The sequence below is a fragment of the Stenotrophomonas nitritireducens genome (assembly GCF_050984405.1).
GTDB classification, from domain to species: domain Bacteria; phylum Pseudomonadota; class Gammaproteobacteria; order Xanthomonadales; family Xanthomonadaceae; genus Stenotrophomonas; species Stenotrophomonas nitritireducens_B.
In genome coordinates this window covers 2,272,598-2,298,307 of record NZ_CP158790.1, presented here as the reverse complement: position 1 = coordinate 2,298,307, position 25,710 = coordinate 2,272,598, and the positions used below count along the sequence as shown (strand labels likewise).

The 25,710-nt window shown below is 70.4% G+C and carries 25 protein-coding genes; 9 read left to right on the top strand and 16 right to left on the bottom strand.

Annotation, left to right across the window (positions count from 1 at the left end; all coding sequences use genetic code 11):
* Positions 1–66 precede the first annotated feature (66 nt).
* Genes yidD through ABTV91_RS10025 form a run of 3 tightly spaced genes read left to right on the top strand, consistent with a single transcriptional unit; the run spans position 67 to position 2,538 of the window.
* On the top strand, positions 67–339 hold the full coding sequence (yidD, locus tag ABTV91_RS10035) for a membrane protein insertion efficiency factor YidD (RefSeq protein ID WP_433854166.1): 273 nt from the start codon (positions 67–69) through the stop codon (positions 337–339).
* 1 nt (position 340) lies between these two features.
* On the top strand, positions 341–1,687 hold the full coding sequence (locus tag ABTV91_RS10030; RefSeq protein WP_433851303.1) for a dihydroorotase: 1,347 nt from the start codon (positions 341–343) through the stop codon (positions 1,685–1,687).
* Positions 1,687–2,538, top strand: a complete 852-nt coding sequence (locus ABTV91_RS10025) for a peptidoglycan DD-metalloendopeptidase family protein (protein ID WP_433851302.1) — start codon at positions 1,687–1,689, stop codon at positions 2,536–2,538. Before ABTV91_RS10030 ends, ABTV91_RS10025 begins: the two co-directional genes overlap by 1 nt.
* A 94-nt stretch (positions 2,539–2,632) precedes the next feature.
* Here ABTV91_RS10025 and ABTV91_RS10020 read toward each other — a convergent pair whose 3' ends face one another.
* Both ABTV91_RS10020 and ABTV91_RS10015 read right to left on the bottom strand, forming a co-directional pair.
* Positions 2,633–3,322 carry a phytoene/squalene synthase family protein gene (locus tag ABTV91_RS10020; RefSeq protein WP_433851301.1) on the bottom strand — a complete coding sequence of 230 codons (690 nt, stop codon included), beginning with the start codon at positions 3,320–3,322 and terminating at the stop codon, positions 2,633–2,635.
* A gap of 72 nt (positions 3,323–3,394) precedes the next feature.
* Positions 3,395–4,276: a helix-turn-helix domain-containing protein gene (locus ABTV91_RS10015; protein WP_433851300.1), complete on the bottom strand. Its 882-nt coding sequence runs from the start codon at positions 4,274–4,276 to the stop codon at positions 3,395–3,397.
* A 96-nt stretch (positions 4,277–4,372) separates the two neighbouring features.
* Between ABTV91_RS10015 and ABTV91_RS10010 the strand changes: the two genes are divergently transcribed.
* Positions 4,373–4,831: a DUF6265 family protein gene (locus tag ABTV91_RS10010; protein WP_433851299.1), complete on the top strand. Its 459-nt coding sequence runs from the start codon at positions 4,373–4,375 to the stop codon at positions 4,829–4,831.
* A 130-nt stretch (positions 4,832–4,961) separates the two neighbouring features.
* Here the strand turns inward: ABTV91_RS10010 and ABTV91_RS10005 are convergent, their stop codons facing one another.
* From ABTV91_RS10005 to efp, 5 genes are read right to left on the bottom strand one after another with little or no spacing between them, the layout of a single operon-like run.
* Positions 4,962–5,642, bottom strand: coding sequence for a phosphoglycolate phosphatase (locus ABTV91_RS10005; RefSeq protein ID WP_433851298.1), 681 nt, complete (start codon positions 5,640–5,642; stop codon positions 4,962–4,964).
* A complete protein-coding gene (gene ubiG, locus ABTV91_RS10000) occupies positions 5,639–6,361 on the bottom strand; it encodes a bifunctional 2-polyprenyl-6-hydroxyphenol methylase/3-demethylubiquinol 3-O-methyltransferase UbiG (protein WP_433851297.1) in 723 nt (240 codons plus the stop codon). The genes ABTV91_RS10005 and ubiG overlap by 4 nt, the downstream gene beginning before the upstream one ends.
* A 27-nt stretch (positions 6,362–6,388) precedes the next feature.
* Complete coding sequence (locus ABTV91_RS09995; RefSeq protein WP_433851296.1) at positions 6,389–7,732, bottom strand: TRZ/ATZ family hydrolase; 1,344 nt, start codon at positions 7,730–7,732, stop codon at positions 6,389–6,391.
* 39 nt (positions 7,733–7,771) lie between these two features.
* Complete coding sequence (locus ABTV91_RS09990; protein WP_433851295.1) at positions 7,772–8,410, bottom strand: TMEM175 family protein; 639 nt, start codon at positions 8,408–8,410, stop codon at positions 7,772–7,774.
* A 4-nt stretch (positions 8,411–8,414) separates the two neighbouring features.
* On the bottom strand, positions 8,415–8,981 hold the full coding sequence (gene efp, locus ABTV91_RS09985) for an elongation factor P (protein ID WP_433851294.1): 567 nt from the start codon (positions 8,979–8,981) through the stop codon (positions 8,415–8,417).
* Positions 8,982–9,082: 101 nt separating this feature from the next.
* Between efp and epmB the strand changes: the two genes are divergently transcribed.
* Positions 9,083–10,120, top strand: coding sequence for an EF-P beta-lysylation protein EpmB (epmB, locus tag ABTV91_RS09980; RefSeq protein ID WP_433851293.1), 1,038 nt, complete (start codon positions 9,083–9,085; stop codon positions 10,118–10,120).
* 178 nt (positions 10,121–10,298) lie between these two features.
* Here epmB and ABTV91_RS09975 read toward each other — a convergent pair whose 3' ends face one another.
* The 3 genes from ABTV91_RS09975 to ABTV91_RS09965 all read right to left on the bottom strand — a co-directional run bounded on the left by ABTV91_RS09975 (position 10,299) and on the right by ABTV91_RS09965 (position 14,175).
* Positions 10,299–12,443, bottom strand: a complete 2,145-nt coding sequence (locus ABTV91_RS09975) for a putative bifunctional diguanylate cyclase/phosphodiesterase (RefSeq protein WP_433851292.1) — start codon at positions 12,441–12,443, stop codon at positions 10,299–10,301.
* Positions 12,440–13,300, bottom strand: a complete 861-nt coding sequence (locus tag ABTV91_RS09970) for a phosphate/phosphite/phosphonate ABC transporter substrate-binding protein (protein ID WP_433851291.1) — start codon at positions 13,298–13,300, stop codon at positions 12,440–12,442. Before ABTV91_RS09970 ends, ABTV91_RS09975 begins: the two co-directional genes overlap by 4 nt.
* 119 nt (positions 13,301–13,419) lie before the next feature.
* Positions 13,420–14,175, bottom strand: coding sequence for an RNA methyltransferase (locus ABTV91_RS09965; RefSeq protein ID WP_433851290.1), 756 nt, complete (start codon positions 14,173–14,175; stop codon positions 13,420–13,422).
* Between the two features lie 120 nt (positions 14,176–14,295).
* Here ABTV91_RS09965 and ABTV91_RS09960 point away from each other — a divergent pair, with 120 nt between their 5' ends.
* On the top strand, positions 14,296–15,123 hold the full coding sequence (locus ABTV91_RS09960; RefSeq protein ID WP_433851289.1) for an inositol monophosphatase family protein: 828 nt from the start codon (positions 14,296–14,298) through the stop codon (positions 15,121–15,123).
* Between the two features lie 918 nt (positions 15,124–16,041).
* Here the strand turns inward: ABTV91_RS09960 and htpX are convergent.
* Complete coding sequence (gene htpX / locus ABTV91_RS09955) at positions 16,042–16,905, bottom strand: protease HtpX (protein WP_433851288.1); 864 nt, start codon at positions 16,903–16,905, stop codon at positions 16,042–16,044.
* A 109-nt stretch (positions 16,906–17,014) separates the two neighbouring features.
* Here htpX and gluQRS point away from each other — a divergent pair, with 109 nt between their 5' ends.
* The 3 genes from gluQRS (at position 17,015) to phaR (ending at position 19,421) form a co-directional block, all read left to right on the top strand.
* Positions 17,015–17,899 (top strand): tRNA glutamyl-Q(34) synthetase GluQRS, encoded by an 885-nt coding sequence (gene gluQRS, locus ABTV91_RS09950; protein WP_433851287.1) that lies wholly within the window; start codon positions 17,015–17,017, stop codon positions 17,897–17,899.
* A gap of 59 nt (positions 17,900–17,958) precedes the next feature.
* Entirely contained in the window at positions 17,959–18,702 is a 744-nt protein-coding gene (locus ABTV91_RS09945; RefSeq protein ID WP_433851286.1) for a beta-ketoacyl-ACP reductase, read from the top strand.
* A 191-nt stretch (positions 18,703–18,893) separates the two neighbouring features.
* Entirely contained in the window at positions 18,894–19,421 is a 528-nt protein-coding gene (gene phaR / locus ABTV91_RS09940) for a polyhydroxyalkanoate synthesis repressor PhaR (RefSeq protein WP_433851285.1), read from the top strand.
* A 67-nt stretch (positions 19,422–19,488) separates the two neighbouring features.
* Here phaR and ABTV91_RS09935 read toward each other — a convergent pair whose 3' ends face one another.
* The 5 genes from ABTV91_RS09935 to tsaE form a co-directional block, all read right to left on the bottom strand.
* Entirely contained in the window at positions 19,489–20,496 is a 1,008-nt protein-coding gene (locus tag ABTV91_RS09935; protein WP_433851284.1) for a TraB/GumN family protein, read from the bottom strand.
* Positions 20,493–21,443, bottom strand: a complete 951-nt coding sequence (locus ABTV91_RS09930) for a DUF1684 domain-containing protein (RefSeq protein WP_433851283.1) — start codon at positions 21,441–21,443, stop codon at positions 20,493–20,495. The genes ABTV91_RS09935 and ABTV91_RS09930 overlap by 4 nt, the downstream gene beginning before the upstream one ends.
* 2 nt (positions 21,444–21,445) lie before the next feature.
* Positions 21,446–23,299, bottom strand: coding sequence for a DNA mismatch repair endonuclease MutL (gene mutL, locus ABTV91_RS09925; RefSeq protein ID WP_433851282.1), 1,854 nt, complete (start codon positions 23,297–23,299; stop codon positions 21,446–21,448).
* A gap of 294 nt (positions 23,300–23,593) precedes the next feature.
* Positions 23,594–25,141: an N-acetylmuramoyl-L-alanine amidase gene (locus ABTV91_RS09920; protein ID WP_433851281.1), complete on the bottom strand. Its 1,548-nt coding sequence runs from the start codon at positions 25,139–25,141 to the stop codon at positions 23,594–23,596.
* A gap of 81 nt (positions 25,142–25,222) precedes the next feature.
* Positions 25,223–25,702, bottom strand: coding sequence for a tRNA (adenosine(37)-N6)-threonylcarbamoyltransferase complex ATPase subunit type 1 TsaE (gene tsaE, locus ABTV91_RS09915; protein WP_433851280.1), 480 nt, complete (start codon positions 25,700–25,702; stop codon positions 25,223–25,225).
* Between the last annotated feature and the right edge of the window lie 8 nt (positions 25,703–25,710).

Genomic DNA, 25,710 nt, shown 5'->3' with positions numbered 1-25,710 from the left:
GAAAGGCGTCTGGTGTCTGCCTCCCGCCTGTCCGGCATCGTGCGACAAATCCTTGACCAATGCCAGCTGGCTTATCATCCGGGGGTGATCGGCCGACTTCTCATCGCCCTGCTGCGCTTCTACAAGCGCTTCATCAGCCCCCTGCTGGGGCCGCGCTGCCGCTTCGTCCCCAGCTGCTCCGAATATTCGATGGACGCGATCCGCGTACACGGCCCGTTGCGGGGCTGCTGGCTTACGCTGCGCCGGCTGGGCCGCTGCCACCCGTTCCATCCCGGCGGCTTCGACCCGGTTCCGGGAAAGGCCGACGCCCCCTCTTGCCGCTGCACAGGAAAACACTGACATGTCCTCCACGCTCATCACCAACGCCCGCATGGTCAACGAAGGCCGCACCTTCGACGGCGACCTGCGCATCGAGAACGGCCGCATCGCGCAGATCGGCAGCGGGCTGGCGCCGCGCGACGGCGAGCAGGTGGTGGACGCGGTCGGGCGCTGGCTGCTGCCGGGCATGATCGACGACCAGGTGCACTTCCGCGAACCGGGCCTGACCCACAAGGGCGATATCGCCACCGAGTCGGCCGCGGCCGTGGCCGGCGGCCTGACCAGCTTCATGGACATGCCCAACACCAACCCGCCGACGCTGGATTCGACCATCCTCGAGGCCAAGTACGAACTGGCCCGCGGTCGCGCGTGGGCCAACTACGGCTTCTACCACGGCGCCAGCAACGACAACCTGGAAGCGATCCGCGTGCTCGACCCGAAGAAGGCGCCGGGCGTGAAGGTGTTCATGGGCGCCTCCACCGGCAACATGCTGGTGGACGACCCGGACACGCTGGACGCGATCTTCCGCGAGTGTCCCACCCCGATCATCACGCACTGCGAAGACACGCCGATGATCGACGCCACCATGAAGGCGTTCCAGGAGAAGTACGGCGACGCGCTGACCGCCGACATGCATCCGGACATCCGTTCGCGCGAAGCCTGCATCAAGTCCACCCGCCTGGCGATGTCGCTGGCGCGAAAGCACGGTACCCGCCTGCACGTGCTGCACATTTCCACTGCCGACGAGCTGGCGCTGTTCGAGAAGGGGCCGCTGATCCGCGCCGACGGCAGCCGCAAGCAGATCACCGCCGAGACCTGCGTGCACTTCCTGCATTTCGCCCGCCCGGACTATGCGACCAAGGGCAACCTGATCAAGTGCAATCCGGCCATCAAGGAAGTGTCCGACCGCGAGGCGATCACCGCCGCGCTGGCCGAGGACGTGCTGGACGTGTTGGCCACCGACCATGCGCCGCACACCTGGGAAGAGAAGCAGAAGCCCTACGCGCAGGCGCCGTCCGGCCTGCCGCTGGTGCAGTACGCGCTGGTCGCCGCGCTGGAGCGCGTGCACGAAGGCAAGCTGACCCGCGAGCAGGTGGTGCAGAAGTTCGCGCACGCGCCGGCGCAGCTGTTCGACGTGGAGGAGCGCGGCTTCCTGCGCGAGGGCTATTTCGCCGACCTGGTGCTGGTGGAGGACGTGCCGTTCACGGTCAGGCGCGAGGACGTGCTGTCCAAGTGCGGCTGGTCGCCGTTCGAGGGCACCACTTTCCGCTCGCGCATCGCCTCCACCTGGGTCAATGGCCAGCGGGTGTGGGACGGCAGCAGGCTGGTGGGCCAGCCCGCCGGCCAGCGCATGACCTACGACCGTTGATGCGTTCGGCTCTCGTGTTCGGGGCGCTGCTGCTGGCCGCGCCCCTGTTTTACACCCCGTCCGCGCAGGCGCAGGACGGCATCGGCGACCTGGTCGACAACCGCGTGGTGTTCCCGTCCAGCGCCTCGCAGGGCGCGATGGTGATCGGCAAAGTGCCGGCCGGCAGCAGCGTGCGCCTGGCGGGCCGCGAACTGCGGGTGAGCGGTTACGGCAGCGTGGTGTTCGGCATCGGCCGCGACGAGAAGGGGCCGCTGCAGGTGGAGGTGCAGCGGCCTGACGGCAGCAGCGAGACCGCCAGCGTAAGCGTGACCCCGCGCGACTGGCCGGTGGAGCGCGTCAACGGCGTACCGCCGAAAACGGTGAACCCGCCGCCGGCCATCGCCGAGCGCATCGCCCGCGAGCAGGCGCAGGTCACCGAGGCGCGCCGGCGCGACGACAACCGCACCGATTTCACCCAGACCTTCCTGTGGCCGGTACAGGGCCGCATCAGCGGCCGCTTCGGCAACGCGCGCGTCTACAACGGCCAGCCCGGCGCCGGCCATTCGGGAATGGACATCGCAGTCCCGACCGGCACGCCGGTGAAGGCGCCGGCCGCCGGCATCGTCACCTTCGCCGGCCCGGACCTGTACCTGACCGGCGGCACCCTGGTGCTCGACCATGGCTTCGGCATCAGTTCCAACTTCCTGCACCTGTCGCGCATCGACGTGAAGGTGGGCGACCGCATCGCGCAGGGCCAGGTGATCGCCGCGGTCGGCGCCACCGGCCGCGCGACCGGGCCGCATCTGCACTGGGGCATGAACTGGTTCGACACCCGCATCGATCCGCTGCTGGTGCTGGAGCGCGGCAAGTAGCGACAAAGTCGCTGTAGATGCGGGGCTTGCCCCGCATGGGATTCCGTCGGCAGGGCTTCGCGGGGCAGGCCCCGCATCTGCATGCCCGGAACGATCAGCCGCGCGCGGCCCACCAGCTCCGCCACAGCAACCCGGCCGGGCTCGGCTGGTAATCGCCGCCGCGGATGCGTGCCTGCAGTCGGCCGCGGGCCAGCACGGCATAGAGCCGGCGCGGCCGCGGTCCGTCCACCCGCGCGGGCCAGCGCGCCAGCAGGCTCTGCTGCCATTGCCGTTCGCCGCCGGCGGCCGCGGGCACGGCGGCGGCACCCAGTTCCTGCACCCGCTGCGCCAGCATCTGGGTCAGCACCGCGTCGCCAGCCCTGGGCTGCAGCGGCGCATCGAACAGCGCCGCTTCCACCGCCGCCACCGCATCGGCGAAACGCTGCAGCGAACGACGCGCCTGCGCCGGATCGGCGGCGGTGTCGCGGGCCTCGACCAGGTCCGGCAGCGCTTCGGCCAGCTGCGCCCACGGCGCCCTCACCGGCTCCAGCACCCGCCCCAGCGGATGCCGCGAACGCTGCCCTGCCCAGCTGCGCAGTTCCTCGCCCCACCAGCCGAGCTTGGCGTTGGCCGGCAGCGGGTCGCCGGCGGTGTTGAGCATGTCGTCGAATTCCTGCAGCAGGGCGAACCACGCCAGCGTGCGGCGATGCAGCTCCGGTGCGACGAAACGGTCGACCAGCGGCCACTCGGGCCAGCGCTCGCGCCATTTGTCCAGGAAGCCGTCCAGCGAATCAGATCCAGTCATGCGCCCATTGTAAGAACCTGCCCCGGCGCCGTCTCCCGTCCCGCCCGCCGCGGCAGGCGCATGCCGCGCGCGTCAGCGGCCGGCGCCGCCGCGCGCCGCGTGCAGGCCAGGTGCCGCCGGGACGGGTCCGGCGCTGGTCCCGCGCACGAAAGCCGCGGCCAGGCGCAGCGCATCGTCGCCGCTCCTGTCGCCGCGCAGCGCGCGCACCAGCCGGGCCGGCGTGACGCCGGTCCAGCTGACCACGTCGTGCGTGGCGTGCGCCTGGTCGCTGTAGCCATGGCGCGCGGCCGCGTCGGCGATGTCCGCGTCTTCGGCGTCCAGCGTGCGCAGCAGCGCCTGCAGGCGGCGCACGCGCGCGTATTCCTTCGGGGTCATGCCCACCGCGGCGAGGAAGCGCGGCTGCAGGGTGCGCAGCGCCACGCCCAGCCGCCGCGCCAGCCCGGCGATGCGCAGGTCGCCGTCGGCCGCGTCCAGCATCGCGACGGCCTGCTCGACCAGGGCATCGGGCGCGAAGCCGGCGCAGCGCGCGCGCAGCAGCCGCCACAGCGGTTCCGGCGACTGCGTGGCGGCATACGCGCGCGCCGCGTCGCCGAAGCCGACGGCGAACGGCGCATCCAGGGTGTACAGGTCCGGCGCGTGGTCGCGCAGCCCGGGCAGCCGCTGGCCGGCGACCAGGGCGCTGCAGGCCGGTTGCAGGCGCACGCCGATGCAGAACACCGCGCCGGCGGCCTGCAGGCGGACCGGGCCGAGCTGCTGGGCAGCAAAGCAGAACGGCTGGTCGGCGCGGACCTGCCCGTCCGCGCCATGGAAACGCAGTGGCACGCCCAGCTCGGCCAGCAGTTCGCAGCAGCCGTCCGGATAGATGACCTGCATCTCGTCGCCGGGCGTGTCGTCGCGCAGCACCCAGAGGCAGCGCACATGGCGCTGCAGGTCGGGCGGCGGCGGAAGTTCCATGTAGTCCATGCGCCATCGAACCGCGCGCTGCGCGTTTTTACAAGCGTCGCTACGGGCGCGAAGCTAGCCTGCGGCCATCCAACAGGGAGATGGGGCATGTCGAAAGCGGCAATCGGGCTGGGCGTCGGCCTGGCATTGGCAAGCGGCGCGGCCACGGCCGCCGGGGCGGAGTTCGACTGGCTGGCCGGGCACTGGTGCGGCGGCAGCGAGGAACGCCGGATCGACGAGGTCTGGCTGCCGCAGGCCGGCGGCGCGCTGCTGGGCATGTCGCGCACGGTCGGCGGCGAACGCACCGAATCGTTCGAGTTCATGCGACTGGTACCCGCAGGCAAGGATGCCGGTCTGCACGTCCAGCCCAACGGCGCACCGCCCACCGTGTTCGCCATCACCGGGCGCGGCGAGGGCTGGATGGTGCTGGAGAACACGGCCCACGATTTCCCCAACCGCATCGAGTACCGGCGCGACGGCGCGGGGCTGCGCGCCTCCATCTCCGGGCCGGGCGAAGACGGAAAGACGCTGGAGATCCCGTTCGATTACCGCCGCTGCGGCGAGTGAACGGACGCGCCTGGTCCACGGGTGCCGGCCTTCGCCGGCACGCCGCGGCCAGTGCAGGACATCGGTTGGGGGCGAAGGTACGCAGTCCGCCGGACCGCCAAGGCAAGCCACCGCGCGGCGCGGCGGCGGGCTAGCTTGCGGTGGCCGGCCAGGCGGCCGGCTCCAGCAGCGCGGCGGGCGTGGCCGCCATCACGTCGGCCTGCCACAGCACCGGATCGTCGCTCTCCGGGCGATAGCCCCACAGCGCCGCGATCGACGGCATGGCGGCCGCGCGCGCGGCCTGGATGTCGCGCTCGTCGTCGCCGACATAGACGCAGCGATGCGCGGCCGCGCCGATCCGCTGCGCTGCCACCTGCAGCGGCAGCGGGTGCGGCTTGCGCTCGGCCAGGGTGTCGCCGCCGATCAGCACCGCGCAGCGCTGTTCCCAACCCAGCTGCGGCAGGATCAGCCGCGCCAGGTATTCGGGCTTGTTGGTGACGATGCCCCAGCGGCTGCCCGCCCGTTCCAGCGCCTGCAGCATGTCGGCGACGCCGTCGAACAGCCGCGCGTGGCGGCCGATCAGCGACTGGTAGACGTCGAGGAACTCCGGCACCAGCGCATGGCGTTCGCTCTCGGCCATGTGCGGGAACGTCGCCGCCAGCATCGCCCGCGCGCCCTTGGATACCACCGGCCGCAGCCGCTCCTCCGTCAACGCCTCCATGCCGCGCGCCTGGCGCATGGCGTTGGCGGTGACGACGAAATCCGGCGCGGTATCGAGCAGGGTGCCGTCCAGGTCGAACAGCGCCACCGGCGGGAACGACGATGCGCTCACGCCTGGTCCGGCTTGACCGCGAAGGCCAGGTAGTTGATGTCGGTGCGGCGGCTCAGGCGCGCGCGGTTGCGCCAGGGCTCGTAGGCCATGCCGCTGACGTCCTGCAGCTGCAGCCCGGACTGGCGCAGCCAGGCGCCCAGTTCGGCCGGCTTGATGAACTCCTGGTAGTGGTGCGTGCCCCGCGGCAGCAGCCGGGCGATGTACTCCGCGCCCACCACCGCCACCGCGAACGCGGCCGGGGTGCGGTTGATCGTGGACAGGAACAGTTTGCCGCCAGGGCGCAGCAAGCGCTGGCAGGCGGCGATGATCGCCCCCGGGTCCGGCACGTGTTCCAGCATCTCCATGCAGGTCACCACGTCGAACGCGCCGGGCTGCCCGGCGGCCAGGTCCTCGGCGGCCTGCACCCGGTAGTCGACCTGCACGCCCGATTCCAGCCCGTGCAGGCGCGCGACCTTGACCAGTTCCGGCGCCAGGTCGATGGCGGTGACCTGCGCGCCCTCCTTGGCCAGCGCCTCGCTCAGCAGGCCGCCGCCGCAGCCGATGTCGAGCACCTTCGCGCCGCGCAGCGTGGCGCGGTCGGCCACGTACTGCAGCCGCACCGGGTTGAGCGCGTGCAGCGGTTTCTGCGGGCCGTCGGCGTCCCACCAGCGGTTGGCCAGCGCGGCGAACTTGTCCAGTTCGGCCTGATCGAAATTGTTGGACGTCGGGGCTGCGGTCATGTCAGGGTCCTCGTGAAGCCGCCGCGCTCAGGCGCGGATGGAACGGATGCGGTCGCGCCACTGGCGGGCGTTGGCGGTGATCGCCGCCACGTCCATGCCGACCAGTTCGCGCTGCACCAGCTTGGGCTGGCCGGCGATCCACACGTCGCTGACCTGGTGGCGGCCGGCGGCGTAGACCAGCTGCGACAGCACGTGGTGCAGCGGCTGGGTCTCCAGCGCCGACAGGTCCACGCAGGCCAGGTCGGCCTGCTTGCCGGCCTCGATCGAGCCGATCCTGTCGCCGAAACCCAGCGCGCGCGCGCCGCCCAACGTGGCCGCACGCAGCGTGGTGGCCGCGTCCAGCGCGGTGGCGTCGTTGGCCACGGCCTTGGCCAGGATCGCCGCGGTGCGGTTCTCGCTGAACATGTCCAGGTCGTTGTTGCTGGCGCAGCCGTCGGTGCCGATGGCCAGGTTCACGCCGGCGCGCACCAGCGCGCAGGCCGGGCAGAAACCCGAGGCCAGCTTCAGGTTCGATTCGGGGCAATGGACCACGTGCACGCCGCGCTCGGCGCACAGGTGGATCTCGGCGTCGGTGAGCTGGGTCATGTGCACCGCGATCAGGCGGTCGTTGACCAGCCCCAGGCGGTCCAGCCGCGCCAGCGGGCGCTGGCCGTGCAGCTTCAGCGAGTCGCTGATTTCCTGCGCGGTCTCGTGCGTGTGCAGGTGCACCGGGATGTCGAGCTGGTCGGACAACATGCGCACCCGCTCGAAATTGGCGTCGTTGACCGTGTACGGCGCGTGCGGCGCGAACGCGGTACCGATCAGCGCGTCGCCGCGCCACTGGTCGTGCAGTTCGGTGGCGCGCGCGAAGTACTCGTCGTCGCTCTTCGCCCACGCGCTGGGGAAGTCGATGATCACCGAGCCGACCAGCGCGCGGAAGCCGTGCTTTTTATACACCGCGGCCTGCACGTCGGCGAAGAAGTAGTTCTCGTTGGCGCAGGTGGTGCCGCCGCGCAGCATCTCGGCGATGGCCAGGGTGGTGCCGTCGGCGACGAACTCCGGGCCGATCACCGCCGCTTCCACCGGCCAGATGTGCTCGCGCAGCCAGGTCATCAGCGGCAGGTCGTCGGCGATGCCGCGCAGCAGGGTCATCGGGTTGTGGGTATGGGCGTTGACCAGGCCCGGGATCAGCGCCGACTGCGGACGCGACACCACTTCCCTGGCCTGGAAGCGCGCGCGCGCCTCGGCGCGCGGCAGCACCGCCACGATCTCGCCGCCGCGGATCGCCACCGCATGGTCTTCCAGCACCACCGCGTGCGGCTCGACCGGCACCACGTAGCCGGCTTCGATCAGGAGGTCGCAGGCGGATGCCGCGGTTTGATGGATCGTCATTGCAAAGCTTCCTAGCAGGGCCGGGCTTCCGCCATGCGCTCAACCGCCGCGGGCGAGGATGCGCCGCCTGGCGATGAGGGACAGCGGGAAAATCAGCGCGAATACCAATACCGCCCATTTCCCGGGGACGAACAGGCCCAGCGGGACGGCGGAGGAGAAGACCAGCAGCGGGACCAGCCCGCGCGCCAGCAGCAGCCGGGCCTGGGCCGGGCCGAGCTTCGCCCGCAGGTCCTCCTGCGCCACCACCGCGCGCCGGACCAGCCAGGAGAACAGCGAGATGCCGGTGAGCACCAGCGCGTAGAACACGAAATGTTCCGACACCTGGCGCGTGGCGAACGGCATCAGCACGACGAAGAACAGCTGCAGCAGCGCCAGCCATACCAGCTTGCCGTTGACCCGCCTCACGTGCTTCCAGGTGAGCATGTGGCCCACCCAGAACAGCCCGGTCACGAAAAAGCTGATGAGGTAGGACAGCAGCAGGCCGAGCGTCTCGCCCCAGGCCTGGTCGGCGCCCACCCGTTCGATCAGTTCGCTGCCCGGCAGGCGCAGTTCGATCGCCAGCAGGGTGATGACGATGGCGAACACCGCGTCGCAGAAGTTCACCACCCGCTCATGCGGAAACCGGTCCTCGCGGACCGGTTCCTCGACAGCCTGCTCGACGCGGGCGGGTTCGCGCATGGACTTACTTGACGCGCGCGGAGTATTCGCCGGAGCGGGTATCGACGCGGATCACTTCGTCCTGGCCGACGAACAGCGGCACGCGCACCACCGCGCCGGTTTCCAGGGTGGCCGGCTTGCCGCCGCCGCCGGAGGTATCGCCGCGCACGCCCGGGTCGGTTTCGGTGATCTTCAGCTCGACGAAGTTCGGCGGCTGCACGGCGATCGGCTCGCCGTTCCACAGGGTCACCACGCAGGATTCCTCGCCCTTGAGCCACTTCTCTGCGCCGCCCATGCCGGCCTTGGTCGCCTGCACCTGCTCGAAGGTTTCCGGGTCCATGAAGTGCCAGAACTCGCCGTCGCTGTACATGTAGTTCATGTCGGTATCGACGACGTCGGCCGCATCCAGCGAGTCGGTCGACTTCATGGTGATTTCCTGCGTGCGGCCGTCCTTGATCAGGCGGTACTTCACGCGGGTGAACGCCTGGCCCTTGCCCGGCTTGACGTACTCGGTGTCGATGATGACCGCCGGTTGGTTGTTGACCAGGATCTTCATCCCGTTCTTCACGTCGTTCATGCCGTAGCTGGCCATGCTGGAACTCCTGATAAGTGGCAAAACCGGCGCGCGCGCGGCGGCCGGATTAGAATGGAACGCCCGCCATCGAAGGCGGGCATCTGTTTTTCTGGTCGCCCATGATAACCGCAGCCCTCGCCCCCGCTCCACAGGAAGCTCCCGTCCCCCTGCCCGCCGGCCGCTGGCAGGCGCACTGGCGGCAGGCGATCCGCGACCCGGCCGAGCTGCTGGCCGGGCTGGGGCTGGAGGCCGCCGACCTGGGGATCTCGGCGCAGGCGCTGGCGCAGTTCCCGCTGCGGGTGCCGCGCGGCTTTGCCGCGCGCATGCGCCCGGGCGACCCGGCCGACCCGCTGCTGCGGCAGGTCCTGCCGGTCGACGCCGAGATGCGGGTCGTGGCGGGCTTCAGTTTCGACGCGGTCGGCGACGGCCCGGCGAAGAAGGCCACCGGCGTGATCCAGAAGTACCGCGGCCGCGCCCTGCTGGTGGCCACCGGCAGCTGCGCGATCAACTGCCGCTACTGCTTCCGCCGCCATTTCGACTATGCCGGCGAGAACGCCGCCAAGGGCGGCTGGCAGGACGCGGTGGCGGCCATCGCCGCCGATCCGTCGATCGACGAGGTGATCCTGTCCGGCGGCGATCCGCTGTCGCTGGCGACGCCCAAGCTCGCCGAACTGACCGACGCGCTGGCCGCGATTCCCCACCTCAGGCGCCTGCGCATCCACAGCCGCCTGCCGGTGGTGCTGCCCGAGCGCGTGGACGACGAACTCGTGCGCTGGCTGGCCGGCCTGCCGTGGCCGCTGGCCTTCGTGATCCACGCCAACCACGCCAACGAATTCGACGCCGATATCGATGCCGCCCTCGCCCGCCTGCGCGGCACCGGCGCGCAGCTGCTCAACCAGGCGGTACTGCTGCGCGGCGTCAACGACGACGTCGATGCCCTGGCCGCGCTGAGCGAGCGCAGCTTCGCCGCCGGCGTGCTGCCCTATTACCTGCACCAGCTGGACCGGGTGCAGGGCGTGGCCCACTTCGAGGTCGACGACGCGCGCGCGCTGGAACTGCACGCGGCGCTGGGCGCGCGCCTGTCCGGCTACCTGGTGCCGAAGCTGGTGCGCGAGATCGCCGGCGATACCGGCAAACGGCCGCTGCACGCTTCGTAACGGCGAGGCTCACCCCCGCCCGGGCTTTACCGGTACGTCCCCGTGTGGGGCAAGCCCCACACCTACGTGGGTAAATCGCCGGCAATACGCGCGAAGCCGCCATATACGTCGTAGGGGCGGGGTGTGCCCCGCCCGGAGCTTTATCGGTACCTCCCCGTGTGGCGCGACGGCCGATGTATCAGGCCGCCGGGCTTGGCGCCGCGTCCAGCAGGCGCACCAGGTCGTCCGAATCCAGCGGACGGGCCAGCCAGTAGCCCTGCACCAGGTCGCAGCCGCGCTCGTTGAGCAGGTCGAACTGGGCCTGGTGCTCGATGCCCTCGGCGACCACGGTGATGCCCAGCGCATGCGCCATCGCGATGATCGCGGTGGTCAGGGCCAGGTCGTCCGGGTCGCGCTGCAGGTCGGCGACGAAGCTCCTGTCGATCTTGACCCCGTCCACCGGCACCTGCCGCAGGTGGCTCAGCCCCGAGAAGCCGGTGCCGAAGTCGTCCAGCCACACCTTCACCCCGGTGCGATGCAGTTTTTCCAGCAGCGAGGCGGCCAGCATCTCGTCGCCGATCACCGCGGTTTCGGTCAGTTCCAGGTGCAGGCGCGAGGCGGCCAGCCCGGACGCGTGCAGGCACTGCTCCACGGCGGCGATCAGGTCGCCGCCGCGCAGCTGCCGCGGCGACACGTTGACCGAGACGAACAGCTCCTCGCCGGCGGCGTTGCACGGCCATTGCCGGGCCTGCTGGCAGGCGGTGTGCAGCACCTTGGGCCCCAGCGCCTGGATCAGGCCGCTCTGTTCGGCGATGTCGATGAACATCGAGGGCGGGATGGCGCCCAGCACCGGATGCTGCCAGCGCAGCAGCGCTTCCACGCCGATCAGCATGCGGTCCAGAGTGCGGAAGATCGGCTGGTAGACCAAGTGCAGCTCGCCGCGCTCCCAGGCCCCGCGCAGCTCCTGCTCCAGGTGCAGGCGCCGCTCGACGGCGTGGTCCAGCGCGCGGCTGTAGTAGCGGAAGCAGCTCTTGCCGGCCAGCTTGGCCTGGTACATGGCGATGTCGCCGTTCTTGAGCAGCCCGGTGGCGTCGGTGGCGTCCTCCGGGAACAGGGTGATGCCGATCGAACTGCCGAGGAAGATCTCGCGCCCCTGCACCTGCAGCGGATGGCCCAGGTCGGCCACCAGCCGCTTGGCCAGGGCGGTGGCCATGTTCTCCACCCTGCCCGCGTCGCTGCCGATCAGGATCACGAATTCGTCGCCGCCGAAGCGCGCCAGCAGCGCGTCGTCGCCGCCGTCCTGTTCCACCGCCGCGGCGATGCGCTGGGCGAACTGCAGCAGCGCGTCGTCGCCGGCCTCGTGGCCGAGGGTGTCGTTGACCCGCTTGAACTCGTCGATGTCGATGAACAGCAGCGCCAGCCCCTGGCCCGAGGCACGCGCGCCGAGCAGGCGATGATCCAGCGCTTCGCGGAACGCCAGGCGGTTGGTCAGGCCAGTCAGCGAATCGGTATAGGCCATCTGCCGCACTTCGCGGTCGTGGCGGGCGATGCTCTGCCCCATGCGGCCGAAGCTGCGCAGCAGCTCGCCGATCTCGTCGCCGCGGCGCGTGTCCTGCTGCTCGACCTGGTAGTCGCCGGCCTCGATGCGACGCGCGGCCGCGCCGAGCCAGCGGACCGGCTGAACCAGGGTGCGCTGCACGTACAGCGCCACCAGGCAGGCCAGGCCGACCAGGGCCACCATCATCAGTACCACCCAGGCCAGCTGGCGGCGGTTGGCCAGCCCCATGCGCTGCTCCAGCGCGGCCCGGGCCTCGGCCTCCTGTGCGCGGACCGGCGCCAGGTCCATGCCCAGCCGCAGCCCGCCGATGCGCTGCTCGCCGATGCGCAGCGGCAGATCCACCTCCAGCACCATCGGCGACTCCTGCATCCGCAGCTTGTCCGCGCCGATCGCGCCCTGCGCCAGCGGGTCCTGCATCTGCCTGCCGTAGCCGGCGACCTCGATGGAGCCGTCGTGGATCAGCCGGCCGTCGGCGTCGTGCACGAGCACGTAGCTGACCGATTTCTGGCTGGTGGTGCTGCGCACCAGGGCGCCGATGGCGTCCAGGTCGGAGAAATAAAGCGGATTGACCAGCGCCTCGGCCAGCGAATTGGCCAGCGAGGCGCCCTGCTCGCGCACGCTGCGGTCGAACACCTGGCTGACCACGCCGCTGCTGGCCTGCAGCAGCTCGCGCTGGGCCGCGGCCTGCCGCGCCAGCAGGATCGCGACGATGGCGATCACGACCAGCACCGCGCCGCCGGCCACACACAGGAACCGGGCCTGCAACCCGAACCGCGGCCGTTTCATTCCACCTCCATGCGCACGCGGGCCAGGCCGGCGCGCAGCCGGTCGAGCGCGCGCTGGCTGGACGGATCCAGGCGGTGGAAGGCCGAGGTGCCGAAGAACTTGCGCAGCGCCGGGCCGGCCGCCGGGTCGCTGCTGGCTTCCAGCAGCACCTCCTGCAGGCGCGTCCGCACCGCCGGGTCCAGCCCCGGCCGCACCATCTCCACCGCGCGCGGCACGTCCTCGCTCTCGTACAGCACCCGCATGTCGCGCCGGAACACCGCCGGCACCCGCCGTTCGTCGAGCCAGTCGACGCTGCTGACCACCCCGGCATCGACCACGCGCTTGTGCACGAAGGTGGAGATGTTCAGCTCCGAGCGCGCGAACACGTACCCCACCGTGTCGGCGGTGGGCGTGTCCTGCGGCGTGAGCAGGATTTCCGGGCGCACCCCGTGCGCCAGCAGCTCCATCACCGGCACCAGGTAGGAACTGGTGGACCACGCGCTCTGCATCGCCAGCGTGCGTCCCTTCAGTTCCTCCAGCGTGGTGATCGGGCTGTCGCGGCGGACGAAGAACACACTATGGTAGGCCGCCACGCCGCCCCGTTCGGTCAGCAGCAGCGGTTCGGCGCCGCTGCGCTGGCGCAGCGCCATGGCGGTGCCGGACGTTTCCGTCACCCAGTCCACGCGGCCGCGGCGCAGGTAGCTGGCCATCTGCTGCATGTCCTTGGCCATCAGGATGCGGCCTTCGACGATCCCCACGTCGCGCATCCTTGGAATCACGTAGTCCAGCAGCGGTTTGAGCTGTTCGTAGTGGGACTTCGGATCGTCGCTCAGGCGCCCCAGCACCAGGACCGAACGCTCGGCTGCCGCTCCCACCATCGGCGCCAATCCGGACAACACCAACAAGGCTCCCCAAAGCCATCGTGAAACACGCAAACCGGCGCTCCCCCAAGAGTGTGCGCACAGACTATCCGAAAAAACCCCGGTTGACGGATGTCTCAGTTTTGCCGCTCGCCCGCCAGCCGCGCCATGCGCTGGGCGTCGGACAGTATCCCGCGCAGCAGGCGGACTTCCTGCTCGGACAGGTCGGCCTTCATGAACAGCCGGCGCAGCTTGCGCATCGCCGATTCCGGGGCGCGGCCCTTGTGGAAGTCGATCTGGTCCAGGGTATCGCCGAGCTGCCCGAACAGGCCTTCCAGCTGCGCGTGGCTGGCCGGCGCCTCGCCGTACCCCGGCTCGACCGCCGGCGCGGCCTGGCCCTCCAACTGGGCCATGCGCACTTCGTAGGCCAGCACCTGCACCGCCGCGGCCAGATTCAAGGAGCTGAACTCCGGATCGGACGGGATATGCACGGCGACGTGGCACAGCTGCAGTTCGTCGTTGGTCAGGCCGGTGCGCTCGCGGCCGAACACGAAGGCCACCTCCGCCGGCTCGGCCGCCCTGGCCACGGCGCGCTGGCCGGCGGCTTCCGGCAGCAGTTCCTCCAACTGCACGCGGCGCGAACGCGCCGTGCAGCCCAACACCAGCCGGCAATCGGCCACCGCCTCGGCCAGCGTGGCGAACACCGGGGCGTCGCCCAGCACGTCCTCGGCACCGGCCGAGCGCCGGAAAGCAACGTCGTCCAGCGGCTGCTCGGGCGCCACCAGCACCAGCCTCGACAGCCCCATGGTCTTCATCGCCCGCGCCGCCGCGCCGATGTTGCCGGGGTGCTGGGTACCGACGAGGACGAAACGGATGCGGGCGGAAGCGGACATGGCGAAAAAAGTCAGGAGCGGGACAGCCGCAGATGGTAAACTGCGCGGCCGGCCCGTGCGCCGGGACCGCTCTTTTCCTCCGCCAGTTCGACCCATTCGCCTTCACGGGAGCCCTTCGCCATGCAGAAACCCGCCGTCACCGTCATGGTCAAGGCCGCACGCCTCGCCGGCAACGTCCTGTTGCGCAACATCAACAAGCTCGAAGCGCTGAACGTGGTGCAGAAGGGCCGGATGGACTACGCCAGCGAAGTCGACGGCGACGCCGAGAAGGTCATCGTCAAGGAACTCAAGCGCGCCTACCCGGACTACGGCATCTACGGCGAGGAAGGCGGCCTGCAGGGCAACGGCCGGCAGATGTGGGTGATCGACCCGCTGGACGGCACCAGCAACTACCTGCGCGGCTTCCCGCACTACTGCGTGTCCATCGCCCTGGTCGAGAACGGCGAACCCACCGACGCGGTGATCTTCGACCCGCTGCGCAACGAACTGTTCACCGCCTCCAAGGGCGCCGGCGCCGTGCTCAACGACCGCCGCATCCGCGTGGCCGAGCGCAAGGACCTGGACGGCACCATGATCCACACCGGCTTCGCCCCGCGCGAGCGCGCCCGCGCCGGCAGCCAGCTCAAGACCGTGGACACCCTGCTGGTGCAGGCCGAGGACATCCGCCGCACCGGCTCGGCTGCGCTGGACCTGGCCTACGTGGCCTGCGGCCGCGCCGACGCCTATTTCGAGGCCGGCGTGAAGGCATGGGACATCGCCGCCGGCGTGCTGCTGGTGCGCGAGGCCGGCGGCAAGGTCTGCAACTACCGCGGCGCCACGCTGGCGCGCATGGACGACAAGGGCCCGGAAACCCAGCAGGTGGTGGCCGGCAACCTGAAGGTGTGCGAGTCGCTGCAGAAGGTGATCGTCAACACCGGCCACGCCGCGGAGTTCGACCCGAAGTTCTGATCTGGTCTTTCCCGCGATCCTGGACGGCGCCTGCGAGGGCGCCGTTTCCGGCATGACGTCCGTCGCGGCAGCCGTGAGCCGGCGGCTCGCGCTGCTGCAGCCATGCAATCTCCCCGAATGAGGGCTTCGGCTTCGGCTTTGGCTTTGGCTTTGCTGTTGCTTTTGATGTTCCGGGGCCCCCTTCCGCAGCGACGGAGCCGGCGGGAAAAACCCGAAGGGCGACGCGCATGGACGCGCGTCGTTTTTCGACGAGACATGGATGTCTCGTCGAAAAATCCCGCTGGCGGAGTGGACCCACGGCACGCAGTGCCGTGGGCGCGGAGGCAGGGGCGTGTTTCTCTTGGTTACTTCTCTTTGCACGAGCAAAGAGAAGTAACTCGCTCCTGCGAAGCAGGGGCGAAAGCTCTGCTTTCAAGCTTCCGCTTTCATGCTTGGCCTCTGCCTTTGTCCCTGCGTTGGTCCCTGCCTTAGCCTATGCCGTGGCCCTACCTTGATCTCTGGGCTGGCCCTTTGACTATCCGCTTTGGCACAGGCCTCCAAGGGAAGCCAGAGCAAGGGCGGAAGCAGGATCAAAGGCTTTCGCTCCCCTTCGGGGCGCGAGCTACTTTTCTTTGCTCGTGCAAAGAAAAGATAGCCAAAAGAAACACGCCCCTGCCTACGCGCCCAGCCCGCTGCGCGTGCTGGGTCCACTCCGCCGCCGGGATTTTTCGACACGACATCCATGTCGTGTCGAAAAACGACGTGCGTCCCTGCACGTCGCCCCTTCGGGGTCTTGTCCGTCGGCTCCGTCGCTGCGGAAGGGGATACGAAGTCAAAAGCTCAGGAGCCAAGACACAAGCAAGAACGAAAGCGTTGCTCCAATGAAAAACGCCCGGCATCTGCCGGGCGTCCTTGGGATACTGCGGGTTGTCGAACCGATCACACCACCGTCGAAGACCGCAGGGCCGCGATGCGCTCCTCCAGCGGCGGATGGCTCAGGAACAGCTTCTTCGCCGTCGCCCCGGCGATGCCGAACGCCGCGATCTGCGTCGGCAGCGTGCTCTGGCCGTGGTTGAGCTTAAGCCGCTCCAGCGCGGCGATCATCTTCTGGCGGCCGGCCAGGTTGGCGCCGCCGGCGTCGGCGCGGAACTCGCGGCGACGCGAGAACCACATCGCGATCATCGTCGCGAACAGGCCGAACACCATCTCCAGCACGAACACGATGATGTAGTAGGCGAAGCCGCGGCCGCTGTCGCGGTTGCCCGACAGCGCGCTGTCGATGATGCCGCCGACCACGCGCGCCAGCACGATCACGAAGGTGTTCAGCACGCCCTGCAGCAGCGCCATGGTGATCATGTCGCCGTTGGCCACGTGCGAGATCTCATGGCCCAGCACCGCCTCGGCCTCGTCCTCGCTCATGTTGTGCAGCAGGCCGGTGGACACGGCCACCAGCGCGTTGTTGCGGTTGGCGCCGGTGGCGAAGGCGTTGATCTCCGGGCCGTCGTACACCGCCACCTCCGGCATGCCGATACCGGCGGCCTTGGCCTGGCGCGCCACGGTGTCCAGCAGCCAGCGCTCGGTCTGGTTGCGCGGTTCGGTGATGACCACCGCGCCGGTACCGCGCTTGGCCATGAACTTGGACAGCAGCAGCGAGATGATGGAACCGCCGAAGCCGAAGATCGCGGCCATGACCAGCAGGCCGCTCATCTGCGCCGGATTGACGCCCAGCACGGACATCACGATGCCGGCCAGGATCAGCACGGCAAAGTTGGTCAACAGGAACAGGCCGATACGGGTAAACATGCGGAAGGGTCCGATAGAGGTTGGATGAACGCGCTAAATCTGCGGTGCGGACAGGTTGAATTCAAGCGCGATTCTGACCGACGATTCAGCTTCGCTGCCTTCCACGTCGATGCCTTCCTCCCCCTACCGCGGCCGCTTCGCCCCCTCGCCCACCGGCCCCCTGCACCTGGGGTCGATGCTGGCCGCTTTCGGCAGCTGGCTGCTGGCGCGGCATGCCGGCGGGCAGTGGCTGGTGCGCATCGAGGACGTGGACCCGCCGCGTGAGGTGGCCGGCGCCGCCGCGTCGCAGCTGGCGACGCTGGCCGCGTTCGGCCTGCAGCCGGACGAAGCGGTGCAGTACCAGAGCCGGCGCCATGCGCTCTACCAGGCGGCCATCGAGCGCCTGCTGGCCGGCGGCACGGCCTTCCCCTGCCACTGCAGCCGCACCGACCTGGCCGGCCAGCACGGCGTCCACCGCCACTGCGTTGCCGGCCGCGAGCGGCCGCATCCGGCGATCCGCCTGCGCGTGCCCGACGACAGCCACGTCGCCTTCGACGACGGCCTGCAGGGCCGCTTCGAACAGTGGGTGGACCGCGAGGTCGGCGATGTCGTGCTGCTGCGCGCCGACGGCTGCTGGGCCTACCAGCTGGCGGTGGTGGTGGATGATGCCGACCAGGGCATCACCGATGTCGTGCGCGGCGCCGACCTGATCGATTCCACGCCGCGGCAGATCCTGCTGCAGCGCGCGCTGGGCCTGCCGCAGCCGCGCTACCTGCACCTGCCGCTGCTGCTCGACGCGCAGGGCGCCAAGCTGTCCAAGTCGCTAGCCGCGCGGCCGGTCGATCCCGGCGATCCGTTGCCGACGCTGCGCTGGCTGTGGACCGCGCTCGGCCAGGACGCGGCGGAACTGGAGGGCATCGGCACGCTGCCGGCGCTGCTGGAACGCGCGGCAAGCGCCTTCCGGCCGGACCGCCTGCGCCGCGGTTCGATCGCCGCCGCTCCGCCGTTGCCGTGACGGCGCCCAGTTCACATAGAATCGGACGTTCCCCAGCGCCTGCGCCTGGAGCGCATCCCATGACGACATCCCGTATTGCACTGGTCACCGGCGGCACCGGCGGTATCGGTACCGCGATCTGCCAGCGTCTGGCCGACCAGGGCCATCGTGTCGCCACCAATTTCCGCAACGCCGACAAGGCCGGCCTCTGGCAGCAGCAGATGCGCGCCAAGGGCTACGACATCGCCCTGTTCCCCGGCGACGTATCCACGCCCGATGGCGGCCGCGAGCTGGTGCAGGCGGTGGAAGCCGGCATGGGGCCGGTGGATATCCTGGTCAACAACGCCGGCATCACCCGCGACACCACCTTCCACCGCATGAGCCCGGAGCAGTGGCACGAGGTGATCAACACCAACCTCAACTCCGTGTTCAACGTCACCCGTCCGGTCATCGAGGGCATGCGCCGGCGCGGCTGGGGCCGGGTGATCCAGATCAGCTCGATCAACGGCCTCAAGGGCCAGTACGGCCAGGCCAACTACGCCGCGGCCAAGGCCGGCATGCACGGTTTCACCATCTCCCTGGCACGCGAGAACGCCGGCTTCGGCATCACCGTCAACACCATCTCGCCCGGCTACGTGGCCACCGACATGGTGATGGCGGTGCCGGAGGAAGTGCGCGCCAAGATCATCGCCGACATTCCTACCGGCCGCCTCGGCAAGCCGGAGGAAATCGCCTACGCGGTGGCGTTCCTGGTGGCCGAGGAAGCGGCCTGGATCACCGGCTCCAACCTGGACATCAACGGCGGCCACCACATGGGCTGGTGACGCCCGTCCCGGCCGCGCCCGCGCCACGCGGGCGGCGGCCACGGCCGGATCATGCTGCGCACCATGCATTCATGCTGCACGGCACCGCGGACACCGCCCGCAGCGGCCCGCACCCCGTACTTATGGCGGTTGCAAGGCCTGCTGCACTGCGCCATGCTGCGCGTCTACCGTGAAGGAAGAGTGACTGCTTAATGGCTGCGACCCGCATCATCAAGAAGTATCCCAACCGGCGGCTCTACGACACCGAGATCTCCAGCTACATCACCATCGAGGACGTCCGCCAGCTGATCTTGGACGGCGAGGACTTCGAGGTCCGCGACGCCAAGAGCGGCGAGGACCTGACCCGTTCGGTGCTGCTGCAGATCATCGCCGACAAGGAGCAGGACGGCGAGCCGATGCTGTCCACGCAGCTGCTGAGCCAGTTGATCCGTTTCTATGGCGATTCGCTGCAGGGCTTCATGGGCAATTACCTGGAGCGCAGCATGCAGGTGTTCCTCGACCAGCAGCAGCAGTTCCGCCAGCAGATGGGCAACCTGCTCGGACAGACGCCGTGGGCGATGATGAACCAGCTCACCGAGCGCAACCTGGAGCTGTGGCAGGAATTCCAGCGCAGCATGGGCGCCGGTTTCGGCCGGCCGCCGGCCGCCGGCGGCAAGGCGCCCGAGCCGCCGCCACCGCCGCCACCGCCGCCGGGCGGCAAGACCCGCGGCAACCGCTGAAGACAAGAAGGCCGACGCAAGCGTCGGCCTTCGCATTTGTGCGCCCGGATGGGCGCGCCGTGCGTTCTCAGCTCCGCGCGCGTGCCGCGGGCGCCTTGATCGGGGACGCACGCCGCGCGGCGGCGGGCGCCGGCGCGCAGGCCGAACAGATCCGCTCGACCTTGTAGCCCTTCGCGCGCAGCTTCTCGACCACGCCATCGCTGCCGAGCAGGTGCAGCGCGCCGACCACCACCAGCGTCGTGCCCTGTCCCGCCTGCAGGCGCTGCTGCAGCGGTTCCAGCCAGGCATCGTTGCGCTCGGTGTTGATGCGCCGGTACAGCGCCGGATAGTCGCGTTTCATCTGCGCGGCCATGTCGCGCCACAGGGTCACGTCGTCGCCGCGGCGCCAGGCATCGTGCAGGCGCCGGCTCTGTTCGTCGCCCTTGTCCACCTGCTCCAGCGCCTCGCGCAGCAGCTGGCGCTGTTCGTCGGCGTTCATGCCGTCGAGCATGGCGATCTGCGCGGCGGCGCTCTCCAGCCCCTGCGCCGGCTTGCCGGCGGTGGCGGCGCGCGCCATCAGGTGCCGGTCCAGCCCGGCTTGCGCGTCCAGCCCCTGTCGCGCCATCTGCCCCAGGCTGATGGTCAGCCCGACGAACCAAGGCTTGAGCCCGGCCAGCCGGTCGAGCGGCAGGCCGTTGGCGGCCGCATAGGCCTGCAGCCGGCGCCAGGTGTCCGTATCCAGTTCGTCCTTGAGCAGGCGACCATCGCGGCGCAGCGCGGCCTGCGCCATCTGCGTGGCCAGCACGGGCGAGTTCATTTCCTCCGGCGCCAGTTCGAACAGCAGTCTGTCCGACGCGTCGAAGGCCTTGTCCACGTCCGTCGACAGCGGATAGTCGTCCGCACGCAGCAGGTGGAACGAGCCCAGCAGGTAGAGCTCGGCGCCCTTGGGCCCGCTGGCCTTCCACAGCAGCGGCACTGGCGGCGCATGGGCCGGCCGGGGGGCCGGTTCGGCCTGTCGCGCCGTCACCGTCGCCGGCGCGCCCAACAGCATTGCCGAACCCAGCAGCAGGGCCGCGGCCCGGGTCATCCATTTCATGCCGACTCTCCCTTGTCCGGTTTCACATAGGTTTTTTCGCCCGCCTCGACCGGCAGGTCCAGGCGGTTTTCCGGCGGCGGCAACGGGCAGGTGGCGAACGGGGTGAATGCGCACGGCGGGTTGTAGGCGCGGTTGAAGTCGATCACCACCTGGCTCTTCCCGTCCGGCACCTCCAGGTCGATGTAGCGGCCGGCGGCATAGCTGCCGCGGCCGCTGGTGCGGTCGGCGAAGATCACGAACAGCGGCCGGCCCGGTTCGCCCAGCGCTTCCAGCCGCCAGGTGCGGCCATCGCGCTCGAACTCGATGGCTCCGGCGTTGGCCTGCTCGGTGGTCAGGCCGGTGATGTCCACCACCGGCATCGTCTTGCCGGCGTCGTGCGGCACGAAGCGCGCGGTGATGCGCCAGGACGTATCCGCCGGCCAGTAGTCCAGACGGCCGAAATGGAGGCGCGCCGGCGCGTCGGCATGCTTCACCCGCAGCGCGTGGCGTTGTCCGCGGTGGATCAGGCTCATCGCGCCCTTGCCGTCGTCGAACGTGATGACCGTGGGTGCGGGCGCATCGTCGGCGTGGAACGGGATGCGTCCCTTCACCGGCTGTCCATCGACCTGCACCGCGACGCCGGCTTCGGGCGTGAACCAATACCCGCCGCCGTCGCGCGTCACCAGCCCCAGGCGCGGCGGGCCCATCGCCAGGCGGATGCCGCTGGTGCTGCCGCTGCCGACGTAGTGCGCCTTCAGTTCCAGCCAGTGCAGGCCGACCAGGCTGGTCCAGCCGTCGGGCGCGAGCAGCTCGGCCTGGCGCTGCTCGCGCCAGATGTCGTTGTTCATCAGGAACGTGGGATCGAAGCGCGGCGCGTCCGCATCGGCCGCCGGGCGCTCCCCGCTGTCGCAACCAGCCATCGCCATCGCCATCGCCAGCAGCACCGCCGCGCATCGCCATCGTGTCATCGTCAACGTCCCCGCAGGAACCAGCGGTCGATCTCCGCCAGCGAAAAGCGCGCCCAGGTCGGGCGGCCGTGGTTGCATTGCCCGGAACGCTCGGTGGCTTCCATGTCGCGCAGCAGGGCGTTCATTTCCGGAACCGTCAGGCGCCGGTTGGCGCGCACCGCGCCGTGGCAGGCCATGGTCGAGAGCAGCTCGTCGCGGGCGCTGGCCACGCGCCGGCTCTGGCCGTGTTCGCGCAGGTCGGTGAGCACGTCGCGCAGCAGGCCTTCCGGCTCGGCGCTGGCCAGCAGCGCGGGAATGCTGCGCACATGCAGCGAGCCGGGACCGGAACGGGTCACCTCGAAACCGAGTTCGGACAGCGTCGCCGCTTCGCGCTCGGCGGTGTCTGCGTCGCGCTCGCCCACCGCCAGGGTGATCGGCACCAGCAGCGGCTGCGCGTGCAGGCCGATGCCGTCGTGCGCGGTTTTCAGGCGCTCGTAGCCGATGCGTTCGTGCGCGGCGTGCATGTCCACCACGATCAGGCCGTCGGCGTTCTCGGCCAGGATGTAGATGCCGTGCAACTGGGCGATGGCATAGCCCAGCGGCGGCACGCCACTGTCGGCCGCGGTGGGCGGCAGGCCGGGGCCGCTGTCGGCATGCGATGCGGACATTCCGGCATCGGCAGGCGCCGCGTACAGGGCGGCGTAAGCCGAGGGCGCCTCGGCCACCTGCAGTCCGAGCGGCGACTGCCGCGGCTGCCAGCCACCGCCGGCGCTGCCCGAAGGCCGCGACAGCAGGTAACCGCCGCCCTGCCCGCCGCCGGGCAACGACGATGGCATCGCATCGACCGCCGGTGCCGGCATGCCGCCGGTCGGCTCCATGCCCGCGCGGGTTTCGGCCAGCGCGTCCTTGAGCGTGCGGTAGACGAAATCGTGTATCAGCCGCGCGTCGCGGAAGCGCACCTCGTGCTTGGCCGGGTGCACGTTGACGTCCACGCGCGCCGGGTCCAGCTCCAGGAACAGCACGTAGGCCGGCTGGCGGCCGTGGAAGAGCACGTCGGCGTAGGCCATCTTCACCGCGTGGGCGACGCTGCGGTCGCGCACCGAACGGCCGTTGACGTACAGGTACTGCTGGTCGGCGCTGGCGCGCGAGTACTGCGGCTGCGCGATCCAGCCGTGCAGGCGCAGGCCGGCCGCGCTGTGGTCCACGCGCAGCGACTGCCGCGCGAAATCCTCGCCCAGCGTCTCGCCCAGGCGCGCGTCCGAATACAGGTCGCCGGGCTTGTAGCGGCGCGACGGCTTGCCGTTGTGCGAGACGCGCAGCTCCACGTCCGGGCGCGCCAGCGCCAGCGAGCGCAGCCATTCCTCGATGTGGCCCAGTTCGGTGCGCTCGGCGCGCAGGAACTTGCGCCGCGCCGGCACGTTGTAGAACAGCTCGCGCACTTCCACGGTGGTGCCCGGCGCATGCGCGCGCGGCGCCACCTCGCCGATCTTGCCGCCCTCGATCTGCAGCGCGGCGCCGTGCTCGTCCTGCGGCTGGCGCGAGGCCAGGGTGAAACGGCTGACCGAAGCGATCGACGGCAGCGCCTCGCCGCGGAAACCGAGCGTGGCGACCGACTCCAGGTCGTCGAGCGAGGCGATCTTGCTGGTGGCGTGGCGCGATACCGCCAGCGGCAGCTGCTCGGCGGCGATACCGCCACCGTTGTCGCGGATGCGGATCAGGCGCACGCCGCCTTCCTCCAGATCGATGTCGACGCGGGTGGCGCCGGCGTCGAGCGCGTTCTCGACCAGTTCCTTGACCACCGACGCGGGGCGTTCGACCACCTCGCCGGCGGCGATCTGGTTGATCAGGATCTCGGGCAGCGGACGGATCGCGCTCATGCCGCACCGCCTGCGGCGCGAGGCGGGAAACAGGCGGGGGAACGCAGGGAAATCAGGTGGAAATCTGGCATCGGCAGATGATAGCCGCTGGACGCGCCCTCGCTACGCGCCGTCGCGCCACGGCCGTCGATGCGGAGCGGGCATTGTGCCCCTCGCAACCATCGCTGCGGCTGCGGGCGCCGCGGGCCCGGCCGGCTTTCGCACGCACGTCCAAGGCAGCGCCGGCCACTGGCCGGCTTCCGGAGACGTGAACAACGCGGGGTTCCGGCCAACCGCCGGCGCCGCGCGGCTTTCTTACTTGCTGCCGCCGGCCACGGTACCCGCGGCCGCTTCCATCTCGGCCTGCGCGCGGGCGGCGAACAGCGTGCCCGGCGGCGGCTGCCGGCTGAAATAGGTGTGCACGCCATCGAGCACGGCCCCGGCGATGCGGCGCTGGTAGGCCGGATCGGTCAGGCGGCGCTCTTCGTCCGGATTGGAGATGAAGGCCGTTTCCACCAGCATCGCCGGCATGTCCGAGGTGCGCAGCACCGCGAAGTTGGCGCGTTCCAGGTTCGGCTTGTGGTTGTTGCCGATCCGCTTCAGGCCGCCCAGCACGTGGCTGGCCGCGTCCTCGGAGGCCTTCATGTTGCCGCTCTGGGCCAGGTCCAGCAGCACGTTGGCCAGGGTGCCCTCGGTCTTGCCCAGGCTGACGCCGCCGATCAGGTCGGCCGCGTTTTCCTTGTCCGCCAGCCAGCGCGCGCGCTGCGAGGAGGCGCCCTTGGTGGAGAGCACGTACACCGACGAACCGGTGGCCGCGCGGTTCTCGGCCGCGTCGGCATGGATCGAGATGAAGATGTCGGCCTTGGCCGCGCGTGCGCGCTGGGCGCGCATCGGCAGCGGGATGAACACGTCGGTATCGCGGGTCAGGTAGGCGCGCAGGCCGGGCGTGGCGTTGACCTGCCGCGCCAGTTCGCGCGCCACCGCCAGGGTGACGTCCTTCTCGCGCTTGCCGGTCGGGCCGATGGCGCCGGGATCCTGGCCGCCATGGCCGGCGTCGATCGCCACCACCAGCGGGCGCATGCCCGCCTGCATGCGGATGCGCGCCGCGTCGCTGGGCATCACCGGACGCGGCGTCGGCTGCTCGACGGCCGGAGCCTGCGCGGCCGGCGACGGCGTCGCCGCCACGGCGCTGGCCGGCGGGTTGGCGGGCGCGCCGGCGGAGACCGCCGGGGTCACGCCCTGGCCATTGAGGATGGCGGCGGGCGACGGCGCAGTGCCATTCGCGGCGACGGGAGCCGGCGCCGGGGAAACCGTGGGAGGCGGCGTGGCCGTCGCCTGCTGGACCACGGCCGCGGTCAGCGCCGCCGTGGCGCGGGCCGCCTCCTGCCGCGCCTCGGCGCCGGTGGCCTGGGGCTGCGGAGAAGGCGCGGCCGCCGGGGCAGCCGGCGACGTACCCGCCACCTGCGCCTCGCCCGGCCACTCGATCAGCAGCCGCGATTCGGCGCCCTGCCCCTGCAGTTGCGGCCGGAACGCCGCCACCGACTCGGCCAGGTCGAACACGACGCGGAAGGTACCCGGCGTCGGCGTGCCGGTGCGCACCGCGGTGACGACGCCAGCGGCGGCGGGCAGCTTGAGTCCGCGCACGGCGGTCGAATCGGGGAAATCGACGACCAGGCGGTTCGGCCCGGCCAGCGAGAGGGTCTTGTAGCTGCCACCGCCGGCCAGCTGGATCTCGGCGCGGGTACCGGTGGCGCCGGTCTGCAGGGCGACGCTGCGGATTTCGCCCGCCCACGCCGAAGCGCTGGCCAGACAGAGTCCGGCGACGAGGGCAGACAGGGCGGTCAGGCGGCTTCCCGTGGGCATGGGGCGGATTCAATCACCGGAATTGCGTAATTGCAACACCTTTTCCCTTAATAATCCGCAACCTGCCACACTTTCCTTCCGTCAGGCGGCAGGAAGCCCCTGCAAGTGGCCCGATTGCGCCAGGTGCGCCAGCCACGCCTGGCCGGCCGGAGAGCCCGCCTGCAGGCGCGCGCGGCGCCCCTGCCCCTGCATGTCCAGCGCCACCTGAAGGTCCACCGGCGGCAGCGCACCGCTGCCGCGTTCGGGCCATTCGACCAGCCACAGGTCGGCCGTGGCCTCGTCCAGTCCCAGGAAATCCAGCTCGCCGGCATCGCCGATCCGGTACAGGTCCAGGTGCCAGGCCTCGCCGGCCGGCAACGGATAACGCTCGACCAGGGTGTAGGTGGGGCTGCGGATCGCGCCCTGCACGCCCAGTGCGCGCAGCAGCGCCCGCGCCAGGGTGGATTTGCCGGCGCCCAGGTCGCCCTGCAGGTGGATCATCGCCGGCGTCGGCCGGGTCGCGGCCAGCGCCTGCCCCAGCTGGTCGGTGGCCGCGGCATCGGGAAGGAACAGTTCGATCATGGCGGCCA